Source organism: Treponema sp. J25 (genome assembly GCF_004343725.1).
GTDB lineage: Bacteria > Spirochaetota > Spirochaetia > Treponematales > Breznakiellaceae > J25.
In genome coordinates this window covers 79,065-102,080 of the sequence record NZ_PTQW01000029.1, presented here as the reverse complement: position 1 = coordinate 102,080, position 23,016 = coordinate 79,065, and the positions used below count along the sequence as shown (strand labels likewise).

The following is a 23,016-nucleotide window of genomic DNA, read 5'->3' as shown; positions in this document are numbered from 1 at the left end:
CCGCTGTCATTCGAGACTTTTTAGATTTTTTATATATATGAAAACTATATTGACGAAAAAAAGGGAACGTGAGATTATAGAATCATGAATCCCGAACAAGTGTGTCCTGAAAAGCTCATTCAAGAACTTTCCCGTAAACTAAAGGTATGCGGCCATCCGGTGCGGCTTAAACTGTTGTGCCTTATTTACCATCAGGGGGAACCCTGTGTCACTAACCTATGGACCTGTCTTGGGGAAAGCCAGCCGGTTATTAGCCAGCACCTGGCGGTTTTAAAAGAGCAGGGAATCGTAGATTCTACGGTTCAAGGGAACAAGCGAATTTACACGATAAAAGACGATTTCATCCGTGCTATCGTAGAACGGATTGTAGAGGTTCGAGAGGAAAAATCCGTCGAAGCCTCGGTATAAGGGTGGTCCCTTTGTTTTTTCTTGTTCAAGGATGTGTTCCCCTTCTGTTTTCAGGTAGAAGGGCCGGTGCTGTTTCTGTTTTCAGGTAAAAGAAGCGAATTGTTTCTGTGTGTATGCACAAGAAGGCCAGACTGCTTCTGTTTTGTCATTCCATGTAAATAGCTAACACCCTCCAAAAGGCAACATTTCGCTCTCCCTTGCAAATCTTTTCAAAAAATGGCATATATACTGTATATTTATACAATATGAGGGCCCCATCGTTTTCGTTAAGAAAAAAGAAGGGCCTTATACAGGAACATCCCATGATAGTGTGTAAATTTGGTGGAACCTCCGTTGGTTCGGTAGAGGCGATTCGTCAACTGGTGTCTATTTTGCAGGATCCCGACCATAAGGGCCGGGTTCGGGTGGTGGTGGTTTCGGCCTTTTCAAAGGTGACCGATACACTGATTGCTATTGCCCGTAAGGCTGAACAGGGGAATGGAACCTTTAAGGATGATGTGTCCCAGTTGTTCGAACGGCACCGGGAGGTTATCTATCGCTTATTGCCCGCAGAAACGCAGGGACCCACTGAAGGGGTCGTTCGCTCTTTAATTGAGGACCTTGAACGAATCCTTGAAGGGGTAGCCCGATTGGGGGAACTTTCGAACCGAACCCTGGATATGGTGATGAGCTTTGGGGAGCGGCTCAGTGCTTCTATTATTGCTCCCATTTGTACCGCCGCGGGAATGCCCGCGGATTATCTGGACGCCCGCCTTGTGATTCGTACCGATGACCGTTTTGGCAATGCCCGTTTTATTCCCGAGGAAACCTATCCGGCGATTCGGTCCCTCTTGCAGAACCGGCCCCATCTGCAAATCGCCACGGGTTTTATTGGGGCAACTCTGGATGGGAAGACCACTACCCTGGGACGAGGGGGATCGGATCTCTCGGCGGCTATTTTTGGGGCCGCCATTGGGGCCGAGGAAATAGAAATATGGACCGATGTGGATGGGATCCTTACCTCCGATCCCCGGTTGGTGCCCACGGCCTTCCGGATGGACTCCATCTCCTATGAGGAAGCCCTGGAACTTTCCCATTTTGGGGCCAAGGTTCTGCATCCCCCTACGGTACTGCCGGCCATGGAAAAGGGGATTCCGATTCGGATCCGGAACACCTTTAACCCTTCCTGTCCCGGAACCCTTATTGCCCGGGAGGTTCCCCCGAGCCCCTATCCGGTGCGGGGAATCAGTTCCTTGCGGGAGGTAGCCCTTATTCGGCTCGAAGGTACCGGTATGGTAGGGGTGGCGGGCTTTTCTGCCCGGCTCTTTAGCGCCCTTGCCCGGCGCCATATCAACGTGATTCTTATTACCCAGGCATCCAGTGAGTACTCCATTTGTTGTGCGGTGCTCCCTAAGGATGCCCCCGAAGCGGCGGCGGCCATTAAAGAAGAATTTGAAAGCGAGATTGCCCGCTCTGCCATTGAGCCTCCGGTCATCGAGCGGGACCTTTCTATCATAGCGGTGGTGGGGAGCCGCATGAAGAGCACCCCCGGCATTGCCGGAAAGGTCTTCCACGCCCTGGGACGCAACGGTGTAAACGTGGTGGCCATCGCCCAGGGATCGTCGGAGCTCAATATTTCGGCGGTTATTAGCCGGCAGGACGAAGCCAAGGCCCTTAACGCTATTCACGATGCCTTCTTCCTGGCGGGCCTTCGATCGGTAAACCTTTTCCTGGTGGGAACCGGTCTTATCGGGGGGACCCTCTTAGACCAACTGGCCCAGCAACAGGAAATTCTTGCGGATCGCTACAAGATCCGGATCAACCTGATTGGGGTGGCAAACTCGAAACACATGCTCTTTGATGCGGCGGGGATCGAACCCGCCCGTGCCCGGGAGGCACTCCTTTCTCAAGGGGAGCCGATGGACCTGGATGGGTTTATAAGTCGCATGCGGGCCTTTAATCTCCCCAATTCATGTTTCTGTGATTGTACCGCCGCTGATACGGTACCTTCCCGGTATCTGGATATCCTTAAATCCTCTATACCCATTGTGACGCCCAACAAACGGGCCAATTCTGGGCTCCTTTCCTATTATACGGCCCTTACCGAATACTCCCGGGAACGGGGTATCCCCTATCTGTACGAGACCACCGTCTGCGCGGGGCTCCCCGTTATTTCTACCCTTCACGACCTTTTCCTTTCGGGGGACCGCATTCGGCGCATCGAAGCGGTGGTGTCCGGGACCCTGAGTTATATTTTTAACAACTTTGATGGGTCAAAGCCCTTCTCTGGCCTTGTGTGGGAGGCAAAGCAGAAGGGGTATACCGAGCCGGATCCCCGGGATGACCTTAACGCCATGGATGCGGCCCGGAAGGTGCTCATCCTGGCCCGGGAATGTGGCATGCCCCTGGAGTTCGAGGCAATCCGGGTGGAACCGATTCTTCCGCCCTCATGTTTTACCGCCCCCACGGTAGAAGCCTTTTTTGAGGAACTCAAAAACCATGATCAGAGCTTTGAAGAACGGCGGCGCCGGGCGGCTCAGCAAGGAAAAGTACTTCGCTATGTGGCGGTTATCGAAGAGGGGAAGGCGGAGCTTCGGCTTCGGGAAGAAGGGGAGGGAAGCCCCTTCCGGTCCCTGGTGGATGCGGACAACATGGTGGTAATCACCACCGACCGGTATTCGGTGCTTCCGATGGTGATTAAGGGCCCCGGGGCCGGCGCCCAGGTGACGGCGGCGGGGGTCTTTGCGGACATCGTCCGGATTGCCCGAACCCTGGTATAGCCTTTTCCGAAAAAAGTGAAAAAGGGAACGCCGGGACTATGCATTGCTGGATTTCCCGGGGATACATCGATGTCGAGAGGGGGTGTCGCCTATGTTGAAAGAGGGCGTCGCCCCCGGCGCCATAGCTGATAAAAGGAGGGATACCTATCATGGCAATCGCAGAGCACATCAAAAAAGCCCAGGAGTCGGGATCCTGGATCCGCAAGATGTTCGAAGAAGGGGCGGCCCTTAAAAAACTATATGGCGCCGATAGGGTCTTTGATTTTTCCATTGGGAATCCTGATATTGAGCCCCCGCCGGCATTTCACGAGGCCCTGGTTGCGCTGGCCACGGAGGATGCCCCCGGGTCCCACGGCTACATGCCGAATGCGGGCTTCCCCGATGTGCGGGAAGCCATTGCCCGAAAGGTACAACGGGAACAGAAGGTGCCTGCCACGTCTTCCCATGTGGTGATGAGCGTGGGCGCCGCCGGGGGCCTGAACGTGGTATTCAAGGCGATTTTGAATCCCGGGGACGAGGTGATTGTGAGCCGCCCCTATTTTGTGGAGTACGGTTCCTATATTGCCAACCATGGGGGAAAGATGGTGCTGGTTCCCAGCACCACCGATTTCGATCTGGATGTGGAGGCCATTAGGCAGGCCCTGACGGAAAAAACCGCGGCGGTTCTTATCAATTCGCCCCATAATCCCACCGGGCGGGTGTATCCGGAGTCGACGATCCGTTCCCTGGCGGCCGTGCTGGAGGCCCACGGAAAATCCTGCGGTCGCTGGCCCTACCTGGTGGCCGATGAGCCCTATCGGGATATTGTCTATGGGGCTATCGAAGTGCCCCCGATCCTTTCGGCCTATCGGGAATCTATCGTGGTTACCAGTTACTCTAAGAGCCTTTCTCTCCCGGGAGAGCGGATTGGCTACATCGCGGTGAATCCCGCCATGGCCCAGGTGGAGGAGGTGGTGGGAGCCTTTGCCTATGCGACGCGGGTGCTGGGCTTTGTCAATGCACCGGCGTTGATGCAGCGGGTGGTGGCCCGCCTTACCGAAAGCCGGGTCGATGTGGGAATTTACGCCCGGCGCCGGGATGCCTTTACCGCTGTCCTTGAAAAGGCCCACATCCCCTATGTGCCGCCGGAAGGGGCTTTTTATCTGTTCTGTCAGGTGCCGCCCCGCACAAAGGAGACCCTGCCCGATGGAGCCGCGGCGGAACTCCCGCTGGATGTGCAGTTTGTCCAGCACCTGAAACAATACCGGATCCTCGCCGTGCCAGGGTCGGGCTTTGGCGCGCCAGGTTATATTCGCCTTGCCTACTGTGTGGATGAAAGTATCATTCGGCGTTCCGAAGAGGCCTTCCTCGTGGCAATGAAGGAGTGGTAAAACGCCGCCCCTGGTGTAAGCGGTCTGGTTGCCTCCTTTCTAAAAGAACATTTCTTCCTTTTATCCCTCCCTGTTCCCCTTGCAAGGACGTGGGAACCTTCTATACTAAACAGTAAGAGGGTTTGGTATGAAACTGCGTTCAAAATTTTCTCTGAGTATTCTGGCGGTACTGGTGGTTGGCTTTGGTATTTCTTTGTTAGTGAACGAGATAAATATTTCTGCCACCATGAGAAAGCAGATTACCGAAAAGATGAAGCTCATGGTGCAAAAATACATAGGGGACTTTAATTCTTACACGGAGCGGCAGATTGCCACGGCGCGGACCCTTGCCCGGATAGGGGGGATTGCCGCTGATGCGTTACGGGATAAAAAGGGGATAACTCCCCAAATGGTTATCGATATGCTCCTATCCCAGCTTGCCTTTCAGCCCCTGGCTGGCGGAGGTCTCTTTTATGATAAGGGGGTTATCCCGGGCTATGAGTTTTTTGCTCCCTATGGGGTATACAGGGATGGAAAATTTCAATTTGATGCTACCTACATGAACTATAACTATGTGATAGAAGATTGGTATACCGCCGCCTTACCGCTGAACCATGACCGCCAGAAGCCCCTTCCAAAGGAGTATATTGTTACCGAGCCCTATTTGTACCTATTACAGGGGCAAAAACTGGAGGATATACCGCCGGATAAGCGAACCAGCACCATCTATATCACCGTGGATTGTCCTATCATGGATAACACTAATCGTATTCTTGGGCTTGCCACGGCAGATTTAACCCTGGGATTTTTGGAAGAACTGCTAAAGGATGTAAAGATAACAGAAAACTCCGAGCTTTTTGTGCTGGACCCGGTGACTTCCCGGTACCTGTATGCTCAGAATCGGGATAGCATTTTTAAGCCCTATCGAAAGCTGGGGCCCCAGAATTCAGAAGAAGTGGTGGTGCTCCCCTGGATAGACCAGCTTCAGAAGGTATCGCCCGATGGAAGCGTTCTCATAGCAGAACATATCCGGGTAAATGGCAATGCTTCTACCATCTACTATGGGGCTACGAACCTGGGGTATCTTTTTACGTTTGTCGTACCTGACCGGGAAGCCTTCCGGGAGATGCATGGGGCCCTGATGCAGTTCCGCCTGGCCACCATTATGGTTTCGATGGTTATTCTTCTTGTATTGTTGGTTTTAATGAATAGCATTACGGTTCCCATTATTTCCATCATGGGACAGGCCCACACGGTGGCGGAGGGGAAACTCTGGAACCGGATCGATGAGAAAAACGCAAAAAGGACCGACGAAATAGGAGACCTGGCCCGATCGCTTCAGGGTATGACGGAGCAGCTTTCTCAGATGGTGGCTAAGGTCCGGGATGCATCCTATCAGATTGTTACCGCCAGCCAGGAGATGAGCCTGTCTGCCCAAAATCTTTCTGCGGGGGCCTCGGAGCAGGCGTCGGTGGGAGAAGAGGTGGCCTCTTCGGTGGAAGAGATGACCTCCAGCATTACCATGACCGCCGAAAATGCGCGACAAACGGAAAAAATTGCCCGGACGGCCGCCGAAGGGGCCCTCCAGAGCAAAGAGACCGTGCAGAATGCCATCGAGGTGATGCATCAGATTGCGGAAAAGATAGTGGTAATAGAAGAAATTGCCCGCCAAACCGACCTTTTGGCCCTGAATGCGGCAATTGAGGCGGCCCGGGCAGGGGAGCATGGGAAGGGCTTTGCGGTGGTGTCCCAGGAGGTGCGGAAGCTCGCTGAACGGAGTAAGAATGCGGCCAAGGAGATCATCGCCCTTTCCCAAAAGACCGTTTCTGTTTCGAGCGAAACAGGGAAGATCCTGGAAACCCTCGTGCCGGATATTCAAAAGACGGCGGCCCTGGTCCAGGAGATCAGCACCGCCGCGGCCGAACAAAGCGCGGGGATTGGGCAGATTAACCTTGCCATGTCCCAACTGGATCAGGTGATACAACAGAACGCGGCCCTGTCGGAAGAAATTGCCTCCACCGCAGAGGGTTTGGCTGATATGGCCCGGGAACTCCAGAGGATGATGGACTTTTTTCAGCTTAAAGCCTCATCATAGGGCCCCGGTAGTTTGTTAGAGGGCTGATACGGCGATGCCGGAGCCCTTCCGGCGGCGCCGCTGGGGCCCCTTGCCCATTTGGGGGGTAGCCAGTTTTTTCAAAAAGAAAAGTAGCCAGCCCTTCTCTCTTTGTGTTCTTTATTAAAGGGGAGCTACCCTTTCTCTCTTTCGAAAAGAAAAACGGGGGGCCTATCAGAGGCGGCGGCCCTTCGTTTTGAAAAAAATCCTTTTCCATAGTACAATTGGGAAGAAGAGGGAACGTCTACACAGGTGGCATGATGGGCAAACAAAGAAAAAAGAGGTCTTTCTGTATTCGATGGGGTATTCTGTTTTTTCTCATAACCGCAGGGGGGGCAGGGAGCCTCTGGGGGCAGTCTCCAACCCCTACCAAGACATGGGTTGCCGGCTCCAGTGGGACCTGGGGGACTGCAGCATACTGGAGCGGGGGGACCCTTCCTACCACTAGTGACGTGGTAGCCATAGATGGGACTTCGTCGGTTACCCTCGATGCGGACTATACGGTGAATAGTGTTGTCTTTAATCAAACTAACGCCAATACGGTAACCCTCTACTTAAACAACCATACTTTGAGCGTATCGGGGGGGAGTCTCAATTTTGGACAGAGTGCCGGAGCAACTACTCCGAGTAATGTGAATATTGTGGGGCCCGGTTCCATTGTGGTTACGGGCTATCTGGATGCGAATGAAAAGGCTATCAATACCATAAACTTATATAACGGGGCAACTATTTCTGTTTCGGGAACCTTCTGGGGTAACCAGAACGCAGGCACCTCGACCACCTTTAACGGCGATGGGAGTTGCTCCCTTTCGGTGGGAAGCATGTCGGGTTCGGGGTACAACATCATCTTTAATAACATGACTATTATAACGGGGGGCATTACGTACTATTCTCCCACTACCTCGGCACCCCCCGCCGCGGGAACTACTATTACCGTCACCGTAACGGGTACTTTCCCTAGCGGAACCCAGTTTCGGTACACCACTACCTATCGTAACACAAACGCTACCACCACCGAACAGTATGATGTCGCAGGGGTCTTAATTACAAGTTCCGTGGTGGCCACGAATTTCCCTACTACTTCAGGGGCAGGGACATTTTCGTTTACGATTCAATATCCTGGCACGGTAGATCCGGGAGATGGTCTTAATGTATCCCTTCTTGCTCCTTCGGGTGTGGTGCTGGGAACCATATCCTTTACCCAACCTGCAGCCACAACCTGGACTTGGGATGGGGATACGAGCACCGACTGGAGTGACAGCAATAACTGGGATGTGGGGACCGTTCCTACGTCTACCTCTGTAGTGGTTATTCCCGCAGGAACCACCTATAGCCCCGTGTTAACGGGGAATAGTGTAGCAGCCTCAGTAACAGTTAACGCTGGGGCAACCCTTGATCTTAACGGTTACAATCTCACGGGCCTTTCGAGCTTTACCAATAATGGAACGGTTCGTCTTAAAGGTACTGAAGGCGTAAGTGGAACCAAAGTAAATGTCAGCGGCAGTACGGTAGAGTACTATGGATCTGCTGCTAATCCGGTGTGGGGAGCGAGCTATCAGAACCTTGCGGTTTCTGGTGGCGGCTCTCTATCTCTTGCTAATGTAACTGCGACGGTGGCAGGGGACTGTACCATCGGTTCTGGTGCAAGCCTTACCATAGGTGCTTATAACCTTACCATAAACGGCACCTTCAGCAATGCGGGAACGATAATCCTGAGCGGTGCCGGCCGGCCGAACAAGAACGACACTACCCAGGGCACCGTGCGGTACACCGTTGCGGGCGGTACGATCACCGACTTTGGGGCGACCGACTACTATAACCTGGAATTGAATGGTGCGGGGGCGTTTACAGCGACGGATCCTCTCAGTGTTGTAAATAGCCTTACGGTGACCAACTCGAATGGGGTTACGTTTGACGATACGGTGAGCGCCGGATCGGTGGTGCTGACTGCGACGACGGGGACAATAGCATTTAACGGCAGTTTGACGGCGACGAGCTTAACGACGGCGGCTGCGGGGTACAACGTTGCGCTGAATGGCGGCGGGAGTATAACAAACGGGGTAACGTTTAATAATACGGGGACGCTGACGATAGGGAGTGGATTTACGTTTACCGGCGGGGTGACGGCGACGGCGCCGAGCCAGGTTAATCTTGCGGAGACCATAGCAACTGGTGGCGGGGCAGGGCAGAACATAAGCCTGGGGGACGCAGGTACGCCAGTGGTTCTGGTGGCGAACACGACCCTGAGCGCGGGATCGGGGAATATTACACTGGGCGGGGCTTTAAGCGGAGCCTATACGCTTGGTCTATCCGCTCCTGGGGGGGCTGTAACGATGGCCTCCACGGACGGAACCCCCACAGGTCTTACCAGTACCTCGGCTGCCTTCACAACCACCGGTTCGGTAACGGTAGTATCGGGGTCAGCCATATCCATCACAACGGACCAGATCGCCCTTGGGGGCACTCTGGGAAATGGCGGCGCAGGGGCGATTACCCTGCAGCCCGCCTCTGACACAACCACCATCGGGCTATACGATTCCGGGGGTACCTTCAACCTTACGGCGACGGAGTTGGGCTACCTTACCACAACCGGGACCGTCACCATCGGGCGAACTACCGGGACGGGGGCCATCATCATTGGCGGGTCGGGAGCTATCGATTTGAGTGCAAAGTCTTTCAATTTGGTGATAGAAGGAACCTCAAGTTCGGTCACCTTTGCGGCGTATACCCTTACCCTTGGTAGTGGCCAGACCCTTACGTTTTCCAACGGCGGGAATATTTCGGCTGCCGCAGGTGCCACCCACGTCAGTATCGGCGGTGCGGCGGGCACGGTGGCTTTCTCCCAGGTAGGAAACGTGGGGGCGAGCGGCGCAGCCCTGGCCACCAATGTGGGGGTTATCCGTGCCAGTGCGGCTGGTGATATTTATATAAGCGAAGCGAATGCGGTACAGCTCGGGGACGGTACTGGCGGAGTAACGACGAGCGGCGGGCTCATCGATATTGTTGCCGGCGGGGCCATCACCTTTGGAAATACGGTGACCACCACAGGGACAGGAACCTCGATAAGTTTGAATGCGACCGCAGGGGGGATCGCCGTCTCCCAGAACATTTTCGCGGCAAACAATTCCCAGATTACCCTTACGGCGGGCGGAGGCGGGAGCATTACCCGAACTGCCGGGACTGTGGGGGCGAGCGGAAGCACGAGTCTATTGGTGCTGAGTGCAGGGGGAGCGATCGGGGCTTCTGGGGCTGCCCTGGTGACCAATGTGGGAACGATCCGGGCCAGCGCGGGGGGGGACATTTATATAAGCGAAGCGAATGCGGTACAGCTCGGGGATACCAGCGGGCCGGTAACAACTTCGGGTGGGGTCATCAACATCACCGCGGCGGGGAACATTACCACCGGTATCTGGGCGAGCGGGGATATCATCTCCACGACCGGCGGAACTGGAAGCATCACGATTACCACCACCGCCGGCGGTACCATGAGCCTTTCTGATACGGTGGCAAGCGCCGAGGGGGGCCTCGTGACCCTGACCAACGCAGGGGCCCTTACTATCTCCGCTCCCATCACCGCCCGGGGCGGCTTTACCCAGAATGGAGCGGGGGCGGTAAGCTTGGCTGCCAACATTACTACCACGGGGGACGGGGTGAGTTTCCTTCGGGCCGTGACCCTCGGGGCTGGTGTCGCCATCGACACAACCAATGCCGGGGCTAATCCCGCCGGGGGGAACATCAATTTCCAGAACACTTTGAGTGGAGCTTATAATATAACCCTGGCCAGCGGTACAAGCGGTGCGATTACCGTCAGCGGGAATGTGGGCGCCACGCCTCTCACGCCTCTTGGGGTTCTTAGTATTACAAACTGTAACGGCGCAAGCTTTAACGGGAGTGTTAGTGCGGCCAGTTTTTCGATAAACGGGGTGAGTGCGGGGCAAACCGTGACGGTTGTGGGAGCCCTGAACCTGACAACTGGCCTTACCACGGCAGGTGGAAACTATAACATAGCCTTGAATGCTGGAGCGGTGGGGCAAACCTCCGTAATTGCCGGAACGACGACCTTTAACAACACGGGGACGCTGACCCTGGGGAACGACGCGGGTGACAGCATCACCTTTACCGGCGGGGTAACGGCGACGGCGCCGAGCCAGGTTAATCTTGCGGGGACCATTGCGACCGGCGGCGGAACGGGAGAGAACATAAGTCTTGGGGATACTGATACGTCGGTAGTTCTGGTGGCCAACACGACCCTCAATACCGAAACTTCCGGCACCGTAACTATAGGTACCACCGTAAGCATTCCTACAAATACCACCCTAGATCTCACTTCTTCTAATTTCAATGTTACTGAAATTGACTTTACAGATAATACGAGTATTTTCAGGCTTACCGGAAATCAAACAACCCACACGATTACAACGCTGGATACCAGCCAGGGTATTGTCGAATATTACGGTGCTGCGGGCACAATCTTTGCGACAGATTTCGGCTCTGCGCCGGGCAATAACTATCCCAGTCTCCGTATTGCTGCAGGATCGGGCACCAAAACCCTGGCGGGCGATATTGTTGTACACGGTAACTGGACGAATGCGGCAGGTTTTGCGGGTTTTAATAGCCAAGCAGGAACCGTTATCTTTACCGGCAGTGCCGAGATCGACAATACAATAGAAATCCGCGGATCCAACGAATGGTACATCTTTGAGTGTACTACGGCGGGGCTTAAAATATTGTTTGAAAACACCGCGAGCCCCACCATTCAGCGGATAAAGGCCGGAGGTGTTTTCCGGGTAAAGGGAGCTGCTGGCAGTGGCAATTCTATTACCCTCGAGCGGCTAAACAACACGGGCACTCCCGCCAATCCCCCTACAGGGACAGATGACCAGCATTTCTGGTTCTTTGAGCTTATTCCCGGTGCAACGCTGGATATGGAGTATGTAAAGGTCTATTACTCCAATGCCCGGAAGTATCCGGTTTCGATCCCTTCAACAGTAGACGCATATCCCTACAGTACCTACTATTGCTATAAATGGCTAAAGAATTGGTTTGCCATTTATAGTTATACCGAAGACTCGGACTATAACGGTAAGATCGACCGGCTCAGAGTAGAATGTGAAGGTTTTGTGGGCGATGATTTTTCGGGTTTCCAGGTGGAAGTAAAGAACAGAGATACCGGCGAAGCCTACCAGGTAACCGGGTACAGCAGGCCCGAAGTTGGCCCCAATTTCTATATATACCTCCAGGAAAAGCCCTACCTGGACGGAGGGGCGGTGCTGCTGTGGCGGGTAGTGCAGAACACAACCCTGGTGGACGGTAGTATGGGTGATAAATTTGTGGGCAACCTGGAAAGCAACAACTCAACCCTAAAAGATACTTCTGATGGGGATTTTGGAGACTGGATGATCACCATCGATACGGTCTGGCCGGTGGTGGGCTACACCCTGGCCCTGCCGGGTCAAAATCAGGTCTTTATCCACTTCTCTGAACCGGTGGTTACGAGTACGGGTGATATGCCCGGCGAATCAAATTTGGGATTGAATAGCGGTCTTACGGTTGTTTCAGGGAGCGGCAATGGCATCCGGGAAGCCCTGGGAGACGTGGCCACACCCCCAACTGCGTCAGACATTGCTGCGGGATCGATAAACCTCACTTTCACGGGAACTTTAAAAGATATGGGGCAGGAGCCTTATTGGGAAGCGCTATATTATAATCAGGTCATCGGTGCCCCTGACCCATCTTACCCGCCTTCTTCTGGCTATACCGCAACGCCTTCAACGTATAACCGTTCTGCAACCCGGCCGGCCTTTGACCTGCAGGGCGGTGCGGGAAAGACATCCCACCGGATCTCCGACGTCCTTATTTCGGTGCCCCCGGCCAGTGCGGCGGACGATCGTTACTTTGTCTGGCCCCTTTGGGCCCGGGACAGCGTGACCATCGAGGTTGCCGAGTCCCAGTACGAGACTGCCTTCCCCACGGGGAGCGACGCCGCAGGCCAGACCATTGGCCTCGTGCGGGACTTTACGGGAACCCAGTGGCTGCGGGACCAGGACATTACCATGCAGGTCCGGGTAAATCCTGACCTGTCGCCGACGAACCTCTCCCTCCATTTTGATGCAAGCGCGGCCTCCAGTTTCCGGGCCACCGCGGCCAATGGGCCGGTGGGCCTCTGGCTCCCGGTCTTTAACAACGGCGGACTTTCGGGGGCGGCCTTCTCCGGCATCGTTCCCTGGCCCAACGATAGCAGCCACGGGGGCGGCACAAGCCTTTATGCTGGCACTAAACAGGGGGCGGTTCTGCCAGCCAGTGCTCTCTGGAACTTTAATATTCCCGCTAGCGATCCCCGGGTGCGGAGCGTCTCTACCCTGGACTTCTTCTTTACCCTGGATAACGGCAGCATCACCGCCGATCCCCTCTATGTGGCCCGTCTCGATGTAGCGCCTGGGGCGGTGATCCCCGCCGACTGGTACCGCAGGGTGCGGCCATTCAGCTTTGATATCCACGATGTCACCAAGCAGCGGAGCAGCGCCACCATATTGAACAACGTCATCGATCCAACTAAGGGCGAGCGGGTGCGGCTTTCTTACCAGCTTACCAAGGCAGGACAGGTTACCATCCAGGTCTTTACCCTGGACGGGGACCTCGTGCAGGTCCTGTACCGGGGCTACCGCGAAGCTGGAGACTATACCGTAAGCTGGGACGGAAAGAACCGGGGCGGCCGGGTTGTTGCCCGGGGCATGTACTTTATCCGCATCGTAGGCCCCGACATCGACGAAATCCGCAAGGTCATGGTGGTAAAGGAATAGGTGCTCCCCCTGCGTTTTTCTTGCGTTCCCGCCTACTTTAGGGTACACTGGAGGAACCACCCCTGGCCCCGGAAAAGGGGCCGGGGGGATACCGCCGGGCCGCTCCGACAAAGGCGCCCCGCGGAGTCCTGTATTCGATTAAACCAACGAAAGGGGAACCCAATGAAAGGCATAGCTATCAATCTGAAAAGCCTGATGGGATGGAACCTGTCTATGCTGGCAGTTGCTGCGGCCCTGGGGCTTTCTCTTGTCTCCTGCGGCGCCTCTTCAGTTCCCGACCCCCAGGGGGCCTGGGTACCGCCGGGTTATCGGCTTGTGTGGCAGGACGAATTTAACTACAGCGGTGCCCCGGATAGCGAAAAGTGGGGCTATTCCACCGGAGGAAACGGATGGGGTAACGCGGAGGTGCAATTTTACACCGATAAGCGGACCAATTCCTATGTCGATAAGGGCCGCCTGGTCATTCGGGCCGTGAATGAGGGGGGCATGTGGACCAGCGCCCGCTTAAAAACCCAGTACAAGGCCGACTGGACCTACGGCTATATTGAGGTGCGGGCCAAACTTCCCCAGGGGGTGGGTACCTGGCCAGCCATCTGGATGCTCCCCTCCTTCGATACCTACGGAGGATGGCCCCGGTCCGGCGAGATCGATATCATGGAACACGTGGGATTTGATCCCGAGGTGGTCCATACCACGGTGCACACCCTGGCGTATAACCACAAGAACGGCACCCAGAAGAATCATCACGAAAAAATCCCCGGCGTTACCACGGGCTTCCATATCTATGCTATCGAGTGGACCCCCCAATTCATCCAGTGGTACATCGATGGGAAACCCTTCTTCCGCTTTGACAACGAAGGGAAAACCTTTGCCGAATGGCCCTTTGATATCCCCTTTTACCTTATCATGAATGTGGCCATCGGCGGTACCTGGGGTGGCCAGAAGGGCATCGATCCTAAGCTCAAAGAGGCTCGTATGGAAGTTGACTATGTGCGGGTCTATCAAAAATGAGTATCTTTTCTCTAAGGAGAGATACCTATGCTTGTACCTGCCATAGAAAACCGTCGGGCCTATCGGGCCATTAGTAGCGAGGCCCTTCCCGAAGGGGCCCTGGACGAAATTCTGCGGGCCGGGACCCTGGCCCCTTCCTGTTATAACAACCAGCCCTGGCACCTGGTGGTGGCCCAGGGGCAAACCCTACAGGCGGTGCACGAAGCCCTTTCAGAGGGAAACGCCTGGGCCCGGAAGGCTCCGGTTATCGTTGCCCTGGTTACCCGTCCCTGCGACGATTGTCGCCTGGACGATGGCCGGGACTATGCCCATTTCGATCTGGGCCTCTGCGCCATGAACATGATGATCCAGGCAACCCATCTGGGGCTGGTGGCCCATCCTATTGCGGGGTTTAATCCCAAAAAGGTCCGCAGCGCCCTGGGGATCCCTAAGGACTATGATGTGGTAAGCCTCCTGGTGATAGGGCAACGCGGAGACCCCGCACACCTCGAGGAATGGCAAAAAAAGGCCGAAACGGGCCCCCGGGACCGCAAAAGTCTTGACCAGGTGGTGCACTGGAATAAGTGGTAGGAAGGTGAGAGAGGAAGGGCGCCACATTCCCTCTGTGAATAGGGGAAGAAGGGGATCCTCCCTTTCTGTGGTGCCTTAAAAAGGGAAGGGCGCCGACATTCGGTTTATGTGCTTAGCCCCGGTTCGCAGGCGGGGCCCTCTCCAAGGGAGCGACAGAGGTTTACCATTTCGATAAGGGCGCAGGCCCCTTCAAAGCCCTTGTTGCCTGCCTTGGTTCCTGCCCGTTCCACCGCTTGTTCAATACTGTCGGTGGTAAGGACCGAAAAAATCACGGGTTTCCCCGTGGCAAGACCCACCTGGGCAATGCCTTTACTCACTTCGGCGGCCACGTAGTCAAAGTGGGGCGTACTGCCCCGGATAAGAGCCCCGAGGCACAGGATCCCGTCGATGGTAGGATCCCGGGCCAGAATCTGGGCAGCCAGGGGAATTTCAAAGGCCCCCGGAACCCGCACAAGTCGGATCTTTTCTTTTTCTGCCCCATGTCGAAGAAGACCGTCCAGGGCGCCCTCAATCAGGCGGGAAACGATAAAATCGTTAAACCGGGATGCCACGATAGCAAGCCGCATCTGGCGGGCGATAAGTGATCCTTCAATAATGGTGATGTCCATCCTGTTCTCCTTGCACGTTCCTATGGTTTGTTCCTCTTAGAGAGGAATCCGGTGTCCCATCTTGTGAATTTTTGTCTGAATATATCGATCGTTTAAGGCTGTTCGGGTTCCCAGAAGGGGAACCTGACCAACCACCTCGATGCCCCCTGCTTCGAGGGCCCCTACCTTGTGGGGATTATTGGTGAGGAGATCCACCCGGTGAATCCCGAAGTAACGAAGCATATGCACCGCCGCCCCATAATCCCGTTCGTCTCCCCTGAAGCCGAGGGCCACATTTGCCTCTACCGTGTCCAGTCCTCGATCCTGAAGTGCATAGGCCCGGATCTTGTTAATGAGCCCAATACCCCGGCCTTCCTGATCCAGGTACAGGATGATGCCCGAGCCTTTCTCCGTAATCCGGGCCATGGCCTGCTGCAATTGGGAGCCACAATCGCATCGAAGAGAACCAAGGGCATCGCCGGTGCAACAGGCTGAGTGAATTCGACAGAGAACCGGTTCCTGAAAGGGTCCGGTGCCGTACAAAAGGGCGAGGTGTTCCCTGTTTCCCGGCTGTTCCAGAAAACCAAAGAGTCGAAAGTCCCCGTATTTTGTGGGAAGCACCGTTTCTGCCAGAGGAATAAGATGCCGTTCTTGTTCTTGACGGTACTGGATGAGTTCTTCGATAGAAAGGATGCAAAGGCCATGACGGATGGCAAAGTCGGTAAGAGCATCACCTTTCAGCATGGTCCCATCGGGAGCAAGGATTTCACAGATGGCGGCCCCCAACGGGATTTCCCTCTCAATTGAAGTAGCCCCTGCGGGCCTATCTTTCTGTTCCCGGGCAAGGCGTACCATATCCAGGGCGGCCTCGGTGTGTCCTGGGCGTTCAAGCACACCCCCTGGCCGTCCTATCAGGGGAAACACATGGCCGGGACGCCGAAAGGCGTCTCCCCTGGCCTCTTTATCTACAAGACGCCGAATCGTTGTGGCCCGTTCAAAGGCACTAATGCCGGTTTTTGTTTCTTGGGCGTCCACGGAAACGGTAAAGGCCGTCCTGTGGGGATCCTCATTCCAGGCGACCATGGGGGCTAGCGAAAGCTCCCGGGCCCGTTCTGGAGTAAGGGGAACACAGATGAGTCCTCCCCCCTGGCGAATCATAAAATTAATGTGGGTTGGTGAAGCATATCGGGCATCGATGCACAGATCTGCCTCGTTTTCTCGATGTTCATCATCCACAATGATGAGCATCTCTCCCTTCCGGATGGCCGCCAGGGCCTTTTCAATATTCTTCATACAAAGCCTCCTCGTTCTGAACGGAATCTAAAAAGCCTCCCTTTCGAAGAAGTTCTGCAAAAGGGGATTTCGGGGTAAAAGGACGGCGGTTCTCCTTGCCTCCCCCGGCGGGCGGGCGAAGGAGTTGTTCCACATAGCGGGCCAGGATATCGCATTCCACATTGATTGGATCTCCCACGTTTCGGTGCTGGAATGTGGTGTTTTGCCACGTGTGGGGCACAAGGGAAATTTCTATCCTGAGGTTTTCTATGGCGGCCACCGTAAGACTGACCCCATCCAGAGCCACGGAACCCCGGGGCGCGAGATAGGGAGCAAGCTCTGGGGGTATTCGGATTGTTACAATATGGGCGATATCGTCGGTGTGGATTGCTTCGATCCAGCCCACACCATCAACATGGCCTGTGACAAAGTGTCCCCCGAGAAAAGAGCTCAGGCTAAGGGCTGGTTCGAGGTTTACCGCTGTCCCTGAAGAAAGGTTCGTAAGGGTCGTACGTTCCAGGGTTTTTCTCATTACCTGGGCTTCAAAAAAGCTCTTTTCCCGGCGGATAACGGTAAGGCATACACCGTTTACGGCTACGCTTTCCCCAACCGTAAGGGAGGAAAGTGTTTTTTGGCACCGAATCTGTAGTTGCAGAGAATGGGTGCCCCGATATACGTTCTGGATATATCCTATTTCCTTGATGATACCGGTGAACATGGGTCCCCCTCAATAATAATGTCTTCCCCACAGGGGGAAAGGGTGATGTTTGTTAGTCGGGAAAGCAGGGCTGAAAGAGGGCTTTTTGCGTAAAAGGGAACCGCTTTATTGGTAAGGCAAGGGATAGGAAACGGAGGGTTCCCTTCTGGTGGTACACCCCTTTCTGGATGGGGTAAGGAAGGGGCCGCTGGATCGGCTATACAAAAGGGCGCCACATACAGGCGGACCCTATCCACAATCCCTGCGGCAAGGGCGCTTGCGGCGATACGACTTCCCCCTTCAATGAGCAGGCTGGTGATACCCTCTTTTCCAAGGTGTAGTGCCAATTCCCTGAGATCAACCCGCTCAGGGCTGGTCCTGGGGTTTTTTGATTGCTTTGGAAAGCCATGGCTGTTCCCTGGCGTAGCTGGATGCGGTTCTGGAACATATTCCGGATCAGGTTGAGGTTTTGCCATTGGTGGCAGGGAAAGAACGCGGATACCCCGTTCCTGTAAGGCTTTTGCCTTAGGATCTTCAGGGGAAGCGCAGGTGGCCACGATGGTGGGAACCTGGGTGGCGCTTTGGACAATTCGGGAAGTCAGGGGGATCCGAAGCTGGCTATCTACAATCACCCGCAGGGGATTTTTCCCCGGATACAGCCGGGTGGTCAGCAGGGGGTCATCGGCGAGAACCGTTCCGATGCCGCAGAGAATCGCCTGGTAGTGGGCCCGAAGCCGGTGCACGTCGTGATGGGAGGTTTCGCCGCTGATCCAACGGGACCCGGTTTGTCGGGACGGTACAATGACTGAAAAAGATTGGGGCTCGCCCTTATCGTGGTGGGTACCATTCTGGTTGTTGGGAGGGATGGCTCTGGGGGGATCTCTATCCTCCGAAGGCCAGCCGATTTTCCCATCCAGCGAACAGGCCATCTTAAGGAGCCCGTAGGGACGCCCCTTTTCGTGGTAGGTAAAAAAGAAGGGGTTAAGGCGTCGGCATTGGTCTTTCATGACGCCCACCTGAAGGGGAATGTGAGCCTCCCTCAGGGCCTTGATCCCTTTGCCACAGACAAGAGGACAGGGATCTTCTGTTCCGATGACTACCTGTCCGATTCTTTCCTTGATGATCCGTTCGGTACATGGGGGTGTTTTCCCGTAGTGACAACAGGGTTCCAAGGTGACATAGAGGGTGGCCTGCGAAAGATCCCGGTAACCCCGCTGGTGGGCATCTTCGATGGCGGCAATCTCCGCGTGGGGGCCCCCATACCGGGCATGATACCCCGTGCCGATAACCTCACCCTGAAGGACAAGGACAGCCCCCACCAGGGGATTCGGATATGCGTCGGGGGCTCCCTTGCGGGCAAGCTCCAACGCCAGAGACATGTACCTGTGGTGCATAAAAAAACCCCGGAACCAAGCGGTCTCCAGGGCTTTATGTTGAATCGATGAATGGCGCTCGTGGGTTAAATAACAGCGGAGCGGCCACCGGTGTGGTGTTCCATACATCCAGATTCTTCTTCCATCCAGACTATTACTGTCGGCCTCGGAGTTTCACCGAATCCTGCGCAGAAAGGGACCACCGGTCCTGCTTTCCTTGCTCGCGGGCTATACCGCCGGTGGGGACTTGCACCCCGCCCTGAAGACTCTGTATGTTTTGAGAGTATCAGTATCCACCAGATCTGTCAATGCCGGGGCACAGATTTAAGAGAATTTCCATTCCTTCATTATTAACGATGATTTTCTACCGTTCCTCTACTAAATAACTTTTAATCTAAGATGATACTTCCAACCAATTTTCTATGTCTAAACCGGGGATATGAGCAAAATGGCGTGTATTGCCTGTTACCAAAATTCTGCCGGTAGCAACGGCAATAGCGGCTATTTGGAGATCCGCCGGAGCTATGGGTGTACCCTTTTGTTCAAGTTCGACCCGTAACCTCCCTGCGATACGGGCCGCAGTTTCATCAAAGGGAATAACCTGAATAGCAGGAAGCACGAGCTGTTCAAAGAGCATGATGAAATGTTGAGGAGCAGAACTACGATGGGCTCCATAATATACTTCGTATACAGTAATAGAGGAGATAGCCTGACTTTCAGGAGAAATTTTTTGTAGTCGCAGAAGAATATGTTGGGGTACTTTCCGTTTCATCAAAGCCGATATAAAATCGGTATCAAAAAGGTACTTCACGATGTATTTCCCCGTGGCGTTCCTTATAAACGGCTTCTACCAATTCTCCCAGTTCCTGAAAATTTTCCCAGGGAACAGTCGCAAGACCACCTTCCTGTTTCTCGGCGTTTTCCTGAAGAGGTACAATCATGGCTATTGGTTTTTCTCTTCGTTTAATGATGATCCGTTCTTTTTGTTGGGAACTTCGGGTCAGGTATTCTGAAAGACGGGCCTTTAATTCATGGACCGATACAAAAAAGTCTGCCATACGGATCCTCCCCATCATTAATATACTATCCTCGTTTTTATATTTTCCTTCGTTCTGTCCCTACTAGAATGGAAAGTTCAACACTACTTTTCTTTATTTCTTTATTTTGAGGCTGAAAATGAAAGGGACCACCGGTCCTGCTTTCCTTGCTCGCGGGCTATACCGCCGGTGGGGACTTGCACCCCGCCCTGAAGACTCTGTATGGTGTTAGCCTAACGGGGACTAGTTGTTTTGTCAATTCCTTGGGAGGCACAAAAGGTGATTCGGCAGATATCTATCCGCTTACCCCCCTTCAGACGGGGTTACCATCTTATCACCCATCTTATTGAACAGGGCCTCGAGCCCCTGATGCCCTTGCCTGAGGCGGGGCTCTTGCACCTCTTTATCCAGCACACCTCGGCGGCTCTGACCGTCAACGAAAATGCGGACCCCACCGTGCGGGGAGATTTTGAGACGATGATGAACCATCTTGTTCCCGATGGGTTTAGGGGGTTCCGCCATACCCTGGAGGGGGACGATGACATGAGTGCCCACATAAAGGCCTCTCTGTTGGGGCAGAGCCTTACCATCCCTATTCAAAATGGACGGCTTGCTCTAGGCACCTGGCAGGGGATTTACCTCTGCGAATTCCGTAACCATGGAGGGGCCCGCACTATTGTGGTCACCCTCTATGCCTAGGAGAAAGAGGTGGGAGAAGCGCGCCGGCGGAGGGGGCTGACTTTTCTGTGAGGGAAGGGAAGGGGTAAACATCTCCGTGCCCTTTTCAGAAATAGCTGACCGTGCTAGTATAAAACCATGACGATTCCATCAACGACCCTTGAACAGGAAGGCATCCGTGATGTCCTTCAGCGAATGGCCCTGGCGGCCCGGACTGCTCCCAAAGCCCGGGGAGTGGACGAAATCGTAACCCTTGCCCTCATGGGGGAAGAAAAGGATCGCCTGGCGGATGAGATGCAGCGGATCGGAGAAGAAAAGAACCTCGCCTTCTTTGTGCGGGATGCTAAAAACGTGCGGGCCGCCCAGGCGGTTCTGGTAATAGGTTTCCGGAATAAGACCCGGGGGGTTGCTAACTGTGGCAACTGCGGCTACCGGGATTGTGCGGAGAACCTCCAGCACCGGGGAGTCTGCGCCCTGGGGGTGGTTGATCTCGGCATTGCCCTAGGATCGGCTGTGTCGGTGGCTGCCAGTGCCCATGTAGATAACCGGATCATGTTTACGGTTGGAAAGGCCGTGCTTTCCCTTGGGCTTTTGCCAGAGGTGCACACCGCCTATGGGATTCCCCTCTCGGCCACGGGGAAAAGCCCCTTCTTCGATCGGGGATAAATAAAACATCGTGCCTATTGTTTCTCTTATGAAAAAAAAATCGATGGGGTGGAGCTACCGTCTCAACCGGGTCGCACGATACCTCCTGGGGCTCGCCCTGGTGGGGGGCCTTTCCCTGGTTCCTCTTCCCGCCCAGTCCTTCTGGATGATCGAAGTAGGGGATCCCCTCCTCGAAGAGTACCAGGGCCTTTTTCAAGAAGCGGGGGAGACGCTCCTTTCCCTGACCCCTCCTTTCAGCACCGAGGAACTTCGGCAGGCCCTGCAAGGGCTATCCACGGAAGGACGATCCGACGCCTGGCTTCGTCGCTATGACCGACTCATGGCGGCCCTCGAAAAGCCACTTCTGTACCAGGAAGGGTCCTTTGGTTTTTCGATGCGCCCCGAGGTGGCGGTGGAACTCCAGGGGCGGAGTAACGGGAATCTCCCCTGGATAAAGAAAGAAGCCGAAAGTCCCGCGGCCCTCACGGTGCCCCTGGATTTTTTCTTTGCCCAGCGACTGTATGCCCGGGGAGACCTTATCCTGCGCAACGATCCTTCTTTTTATGAGAACGGCGGGGCTCCCTGGTATACCAATCTTCCTCTGGACATTCAAAAATGGGATATGAACATGCCCCTGCGGGCCTATGTGGCCGCCGGTGATAGCTGGTGGAACCTCCAGCTGGGGCGGGACCGGCTTTCCTGGGGAAATGGCCAGACAGGGAACCTGGCCCTTTCGGATAGTCCCGATTACTATGATTTTGTTCGGTTTTCCCTTGTTAGCACCAATTTTAAATATTCATTTTTAATTACCCAGCTACCCCTGTCCTTACAGGGTACCCTGTACCCTGGGGCGGTGCCGTCGGGGGCGCTCGAGGAAACAACCCAGCGTTATTTATACCTGCACCGCTGGGATTTTCGGCTCTGGAAGCGCCTTTCAATCGGAATAACCGAGGGGGTCCTGGTGGGGAATAGCGCCCTTGAGCTTCGGTTCCTCAATCCCCTTTCGATTTTTCACTCCCTTTTTTCCTGGCGGGATTACGAAAAATGGAATGGCACGGGGGACCTGAACGGTTCCATTGTGTCCCTTGATTTTGAATGGAATTTGGGCAGAGGCCTTGTCCTGTATGGCCAGGGGGTGATGAACCAGTACACCACTCCCTATGAGGCGGAACACTGGCCAGATGAGGTAAGCCCCAACGGTTTTGGGTGGCTTGGGGGCCTTTCCTATGTCCGGAATATCCAGAGTTGGCAGGGCCGTTTCTTTATAGAAGGGGTCTACACGGACCCCTACCTCTATATGCTTTCCAGTCCCTTTGCCAGCTTTGTGTGGATGCGCCGCCTTTCGGAACTTACCACCAAGGAACTGCGGTATCGCTGGATTGGCTATGAGCGGGGGCGAGATGTGGTGGTGGGAGCCATCGGGGGCCACTTTAAAAAGGATCCCCTTTCGGTGGCGCTTCAGGCCCTTGTTGAAAGCCGGGGAGAACACGGCCTTACCTGGGATTGGCAGGAGGGAAGAGCCGCATACAAGGAGCAAAGCCCCTCGGGGGTGGCTCAGAACAGCCTTGTCTTCTCTGGACAGGTGGAATGGCAGGCAGCTCCTCGTCTTTCGATCGGTTTGTTTGGGGCGGTGCAACAGATTTTTTCCTTTAACCACGAAGAAGGAAACAACCAGTGGGGTATTGAAGGGGCCCTTACCCTTCGGTATGGCTGGTGA

Annotated in this window: 16 protein-coding genes and 1 riboswitch; of the genes, 10 read left to right on the top strand and 6 right to left on the bottom strand. The window is 54.8% G+C overall.

Features of this window, described 5'->3' with window-relative positions; genetic code table 11:
- Positions 1-84: 84 nt before the first annotated feature.
- The 7 genes from C5O22_RS09360 (at position 85) to C5O22_RS09330 (ending at position 15,010) form a co-directional block, all read left to right on the top strand.
- Positions 85-408, top strand: coding sequence for an ArsR/SmtB family transcription factor (locus C5O22_RS09360; protein ID WP_132781194.1), 324 nt, complete (start codon positions 85-87; stop codon positions 406-408).
- A 302-nt stretch (positions 409-710) separates the two neighbouring features.
- Entirely contained in the window at positions 711-3,167 is a 2,457-nt protein-coding gene (gene thrA / locus C5O22_RS09355) for a bifunctional aspartate kinase/homoserine dehydrogenase I (protein WP_132781192.1), read from the top strand.
- A 149-nt stretch (positions 3,168-3,316) separates the two neighbouring features.
- The gene (locus tag C5O22_RS09350; RefSeq protein WP_132781190.1) at positions 3,317-4,537 is read left to right on the top strand and encodes a pyridoxal phosphate-dependent aminotransferase; all 1,221 of its coding nucleotides are present in this window, start codon (positions 3,317-3,319) and stop codon (positions 4,535-4,537) included.
- A gap of 127 nt (positions 4,538-4,664) precedes the next feature.
- Positions 4,665-6,611 carry a methyl-accepting chemotaxis protein gene (locus C5O22_RS09345; protein ID WP_132781189.1) on the top strand — a complete coding sequence of 649 codons (1,947 nt, stop codon included), beginning with the start codon at positions 4,665-4,667 and terminating at the stop codon, positions 6,609-6,611.
- A gap of 275 nt (positions 6,612-6,886) precedes the next feature.
- Positions 6,887-13,429 (top strand): FlgD immunoglobulin-like domain containing protein, encoded by a 6,543-nt coding sequence (locus C5O22_RS09340; protein ID WP_132781187.1) that lies wholly within the window; start codon positions 6,887-6,889, stop codon positions 13,427-13,429.
- Positions 13,430-13,591: 162 nt separating this feature from the next.
- On the top strand, positions 13,592-14,440 hold the full coding sequence (locus tag C5O22_RS09335) for a glycoside hydrolase family 16 protein (RefSeq protein WP_243692919.1): 849 nt from the start codon (positions 13,592-13,594) through the stop codon (positions 14,438-14,440).
- Positions 14,441-14,467: 27 nt separating this feature from the next.
- Positions 14,468-15,010 carry a nitroreductase family protein gene (locus C5O22_RS09330; protein WP_132781185.1) on the top strand — a complete coding sequence of 181 codons (543 nt, stop codon included), beginning with the start codon at positions 14,468-14,470 and terminating at the stop codon, positions 15,008-15,010.
- A 104-nt stretch (positions 15,011-15,114) separates the two neighbouring features.
- On the opposite strand, the gene ribH is transcribed toward C5O22_RS09330, so the two are convergent.
- From ribH to C5O22_RS09300, 6 genes are all read right to left on the bottom strand, one after another.
- Positions 15,115-15,618 carry a 6,7-dimethyl-8-ribityllumazine synthase gene (gene ribH, locus C5O22_RS09325; protein ID WP_132781183.1) on the bottom strand — a complete coding sequence of 168 codons (504 nt, stop codon included), beginning with the start codon at positions 15,616-15,618 and terminating at the stop codon, positions 15,115-15,117.
- Positions 15,619-15,654: 36 nt separating this feature from the next.
- Entirely contained in the window at positions 15,655-16,890 is a 1,236-nt protein-coding gene (gene ribA / locus C5O22_RS09320; protein ID WP_132781181.1) for a GTP cyclohydrolase II, read from the bottom strand.
- The gene (locus C5O22_RS09315; RefSeq protein WP_132781180.1) at positions 16,877-17,587 is read right to left on the bottom strand and encodes a riboflavin synthase; all 711 of its coding nucleotides are present in this window, start codon (positions 17,585-17,587) and stop codon (positions 16,877-16,879) included. The genes ribA and C5O22_RS09315 overlap by 14 nt, the downstream gene beginning before the upstream one ends.
- A complete protein-coding gene (ribD, locus tag C5O22_RS13520; RefSeq protein ID WP_165910480.1) occupies positions 17,560-18,960 on the bottom strand; it encodes a bifunctional diaminohydroxyphosphoribosylaminopyrimidine deaminase/5-amino-6-(5-phosphoribosylamino)uracil reductase RibD in 1,401 nt (466 codons plus the stop codon). Before ribD ends, C5O22_RS09315 begins: the two co-directional genes overlap by 28 nt.
- Before the next feature lie 109 nt (positions 18,961-19,069).
- Positions 19,070-19,210: riboswitch (FMN riboswitch) on the bottom strand.
- Between the two features lie 123 nt (positions 19,211-19,333).
- Complete coding sequence (locus C5O22_RS09305) at positions 19,334-19,711, bottom strand: PIN domain-containing protein (RefSeq protein ID WP_132781178.1); 378 nt, start codon at positions 19,709-19,711, stop codon at positions 19,334-19,336.
- Positions 19,712-19,733: 22 nt separating this feature from the next.
- Positions 19,734-19,997, bottom strand: a complete 264-nt coding sequence (locus C5O22_RS09300; protein WP_165910479.1) for a type II toxin-antitoxin system Phd/YefM family antitoxin — start codon at positions 19,995-19,997, stop codon at positions 19,734-19,736.
- A 258-nt stretch (positions 19,998-20,255) separates the two neighbouring features.
- Between C5O22_RS09300 and C5O22_RS09295 the strand changes: the two genes are divergently transcribed.
- The 3 genes from C5O22_RS09295 to C5O22_RS09285 all read left to right on the top strand — a co-directional run bounded on the left by C5O22_RS09295 (position 20,256) and on the right by C5O22_RS09285 (position 23,016).
- Positions 20,256-20,675 carry a secondary thiamine-phosphate synthase enzyme YjbQ gene (locus C5O22_RS09295; protein WP_132781174.1) on the top strand — a complete coding sequence of 140 codons (420 nt, stop codon included), beginning with the start codon at positions 20,256-20,258 and terminating at the stop codon, positions 20,673-20,675.
- A 117-nt stretch (positions 20,676-20,792) separates the two neighbouring features.
- Positions 20,793-21,320, top strand: coding sequence for a ferredoxin domain-containing protein (locus C5O22_RS09290; RefSeq protein WP_132781172.1), 528 nt, complete (start codon positions 20,793-20,795; stop codon positions 21,318-21,320).
- Positions 21,321-21,348: 28 nt separating this feature from the next.
- On the top strand, positions 21,349-23,016 hold the full coding sequence (locus C5O22_RS09285; RefSeq protein WP_132781170.1) for a capsule assembly Wzi family protein: 1,668 nt from the start codon (positions 21,349-21,351) through the stop codon (positions 23,014-23,016).

Excerpts from the sequence above, each read along its gene's own strand:
- C5O22_RS09360 (WP_132781194.1), top strand. The coding sequence starts at position 85 with ATGAATCCCGAACAAGTGTGTCCTGAAAAGCTCATTCAAGAACTTTCC.
- thrA (WP_132781192.1), top strand. The coding sequence starts at position 711 with ATGATAGTGTGTAAATTTGGTGGAACCTCCGTTGGTTCGGTAGAGGCG.
- C5O22_RS09350 (WP_132781190.1), top strand. The coding sequence starts at position 3,317 with ATGGCAATCGCAGAGCACATCAAAAAAGCCCAGGAGTCGGGATCCTGG.
- C5O22_RS09345 (WP_132781189.1), top strand. The coding sequence starts at position 4,665 with ATGAAACTGCGTTCAAAATTTTCTCTGAGTATTCTGGCGGTACTGGTG.
- C5O22_RS09340 (WP_132781187.1), top strand. The coding sequence starts at position 6,887 with ATGATGGGCAAACAAAGAAAAAAGAGGTCTTTCTGTATTCGATGGGGT.
- C5O22_RS09335 (WP_243692919.1), top strand. The coding sequence starts at position 13,592 with ATGAAAGGCATAGCTATCAATCTGAAAAGCCTGATGGGATGGAACCTG.
- C5O22_RS09330 (WP_132781185.1), top strand. The coding sequence starts at position 14,468 with ATGCTTGTACCTGCCATAGAAAACCGTCGGGCCTATCGGGCCATTAGT.
- ribH (WP_132781183.1), bottom strand. The coding sequence starts at position 15,618 with ATGGACATCACCATTATTGAAGGATCACTTATCGCCCGCCAGATGCGG.
- ribA (WP_132781181.1), bottom strand. The coding sequence starts at position 16,890 with ATGAAGAATATTGAAAAGGCCCTGGCGGCCATCCGGAAGGGAGAGATG.
- C5O22_RS09315 (WP_132781180.1), bottom strand. The coding sequence starts at position 17,587 with ATGTTCACCGGTATCATCAAGGAAATAGGATATATCCAGAACGTATAT.
- ribD (WP_165910480.1), bottom strand. The coding sequence starts at position 18,960 with ATGCACCACAGGTACATGTCTCTGGCGTTGGAGCTTGCCCGCAAGGGA.
- C5O22_RS09305 (WP_132781178.1), bottom strand. The coding sequence starts at position 19,711 with ATGAAACGGAAAGTACCCCAACATATTCTTCTGCGACTACAAAAAATT.
- C5O22_RS09300 (WP_165910479.1), bottom strand. The coding sequence starts at position 19,997 with ATGGCAGACTTTTTTGTATCGGTCCATGAATTAAAGGCCCGTCTTTCA.
- C5O22_RS09290 (WP_132781172.1), top strand. The coding sequence starts at position 20,793 with ATGACGATTCCATCAACGACCCTTGAACAGGAAGGCATCCGTGATGTC.
- C5O22_RS09285 (WP_132781170.1), top strand. The coding sequence starts at position 21,349 with ATGAAAAAAAAATCGATGGGGTGGAGCTACCGTCTCAACCGGGTCGCA.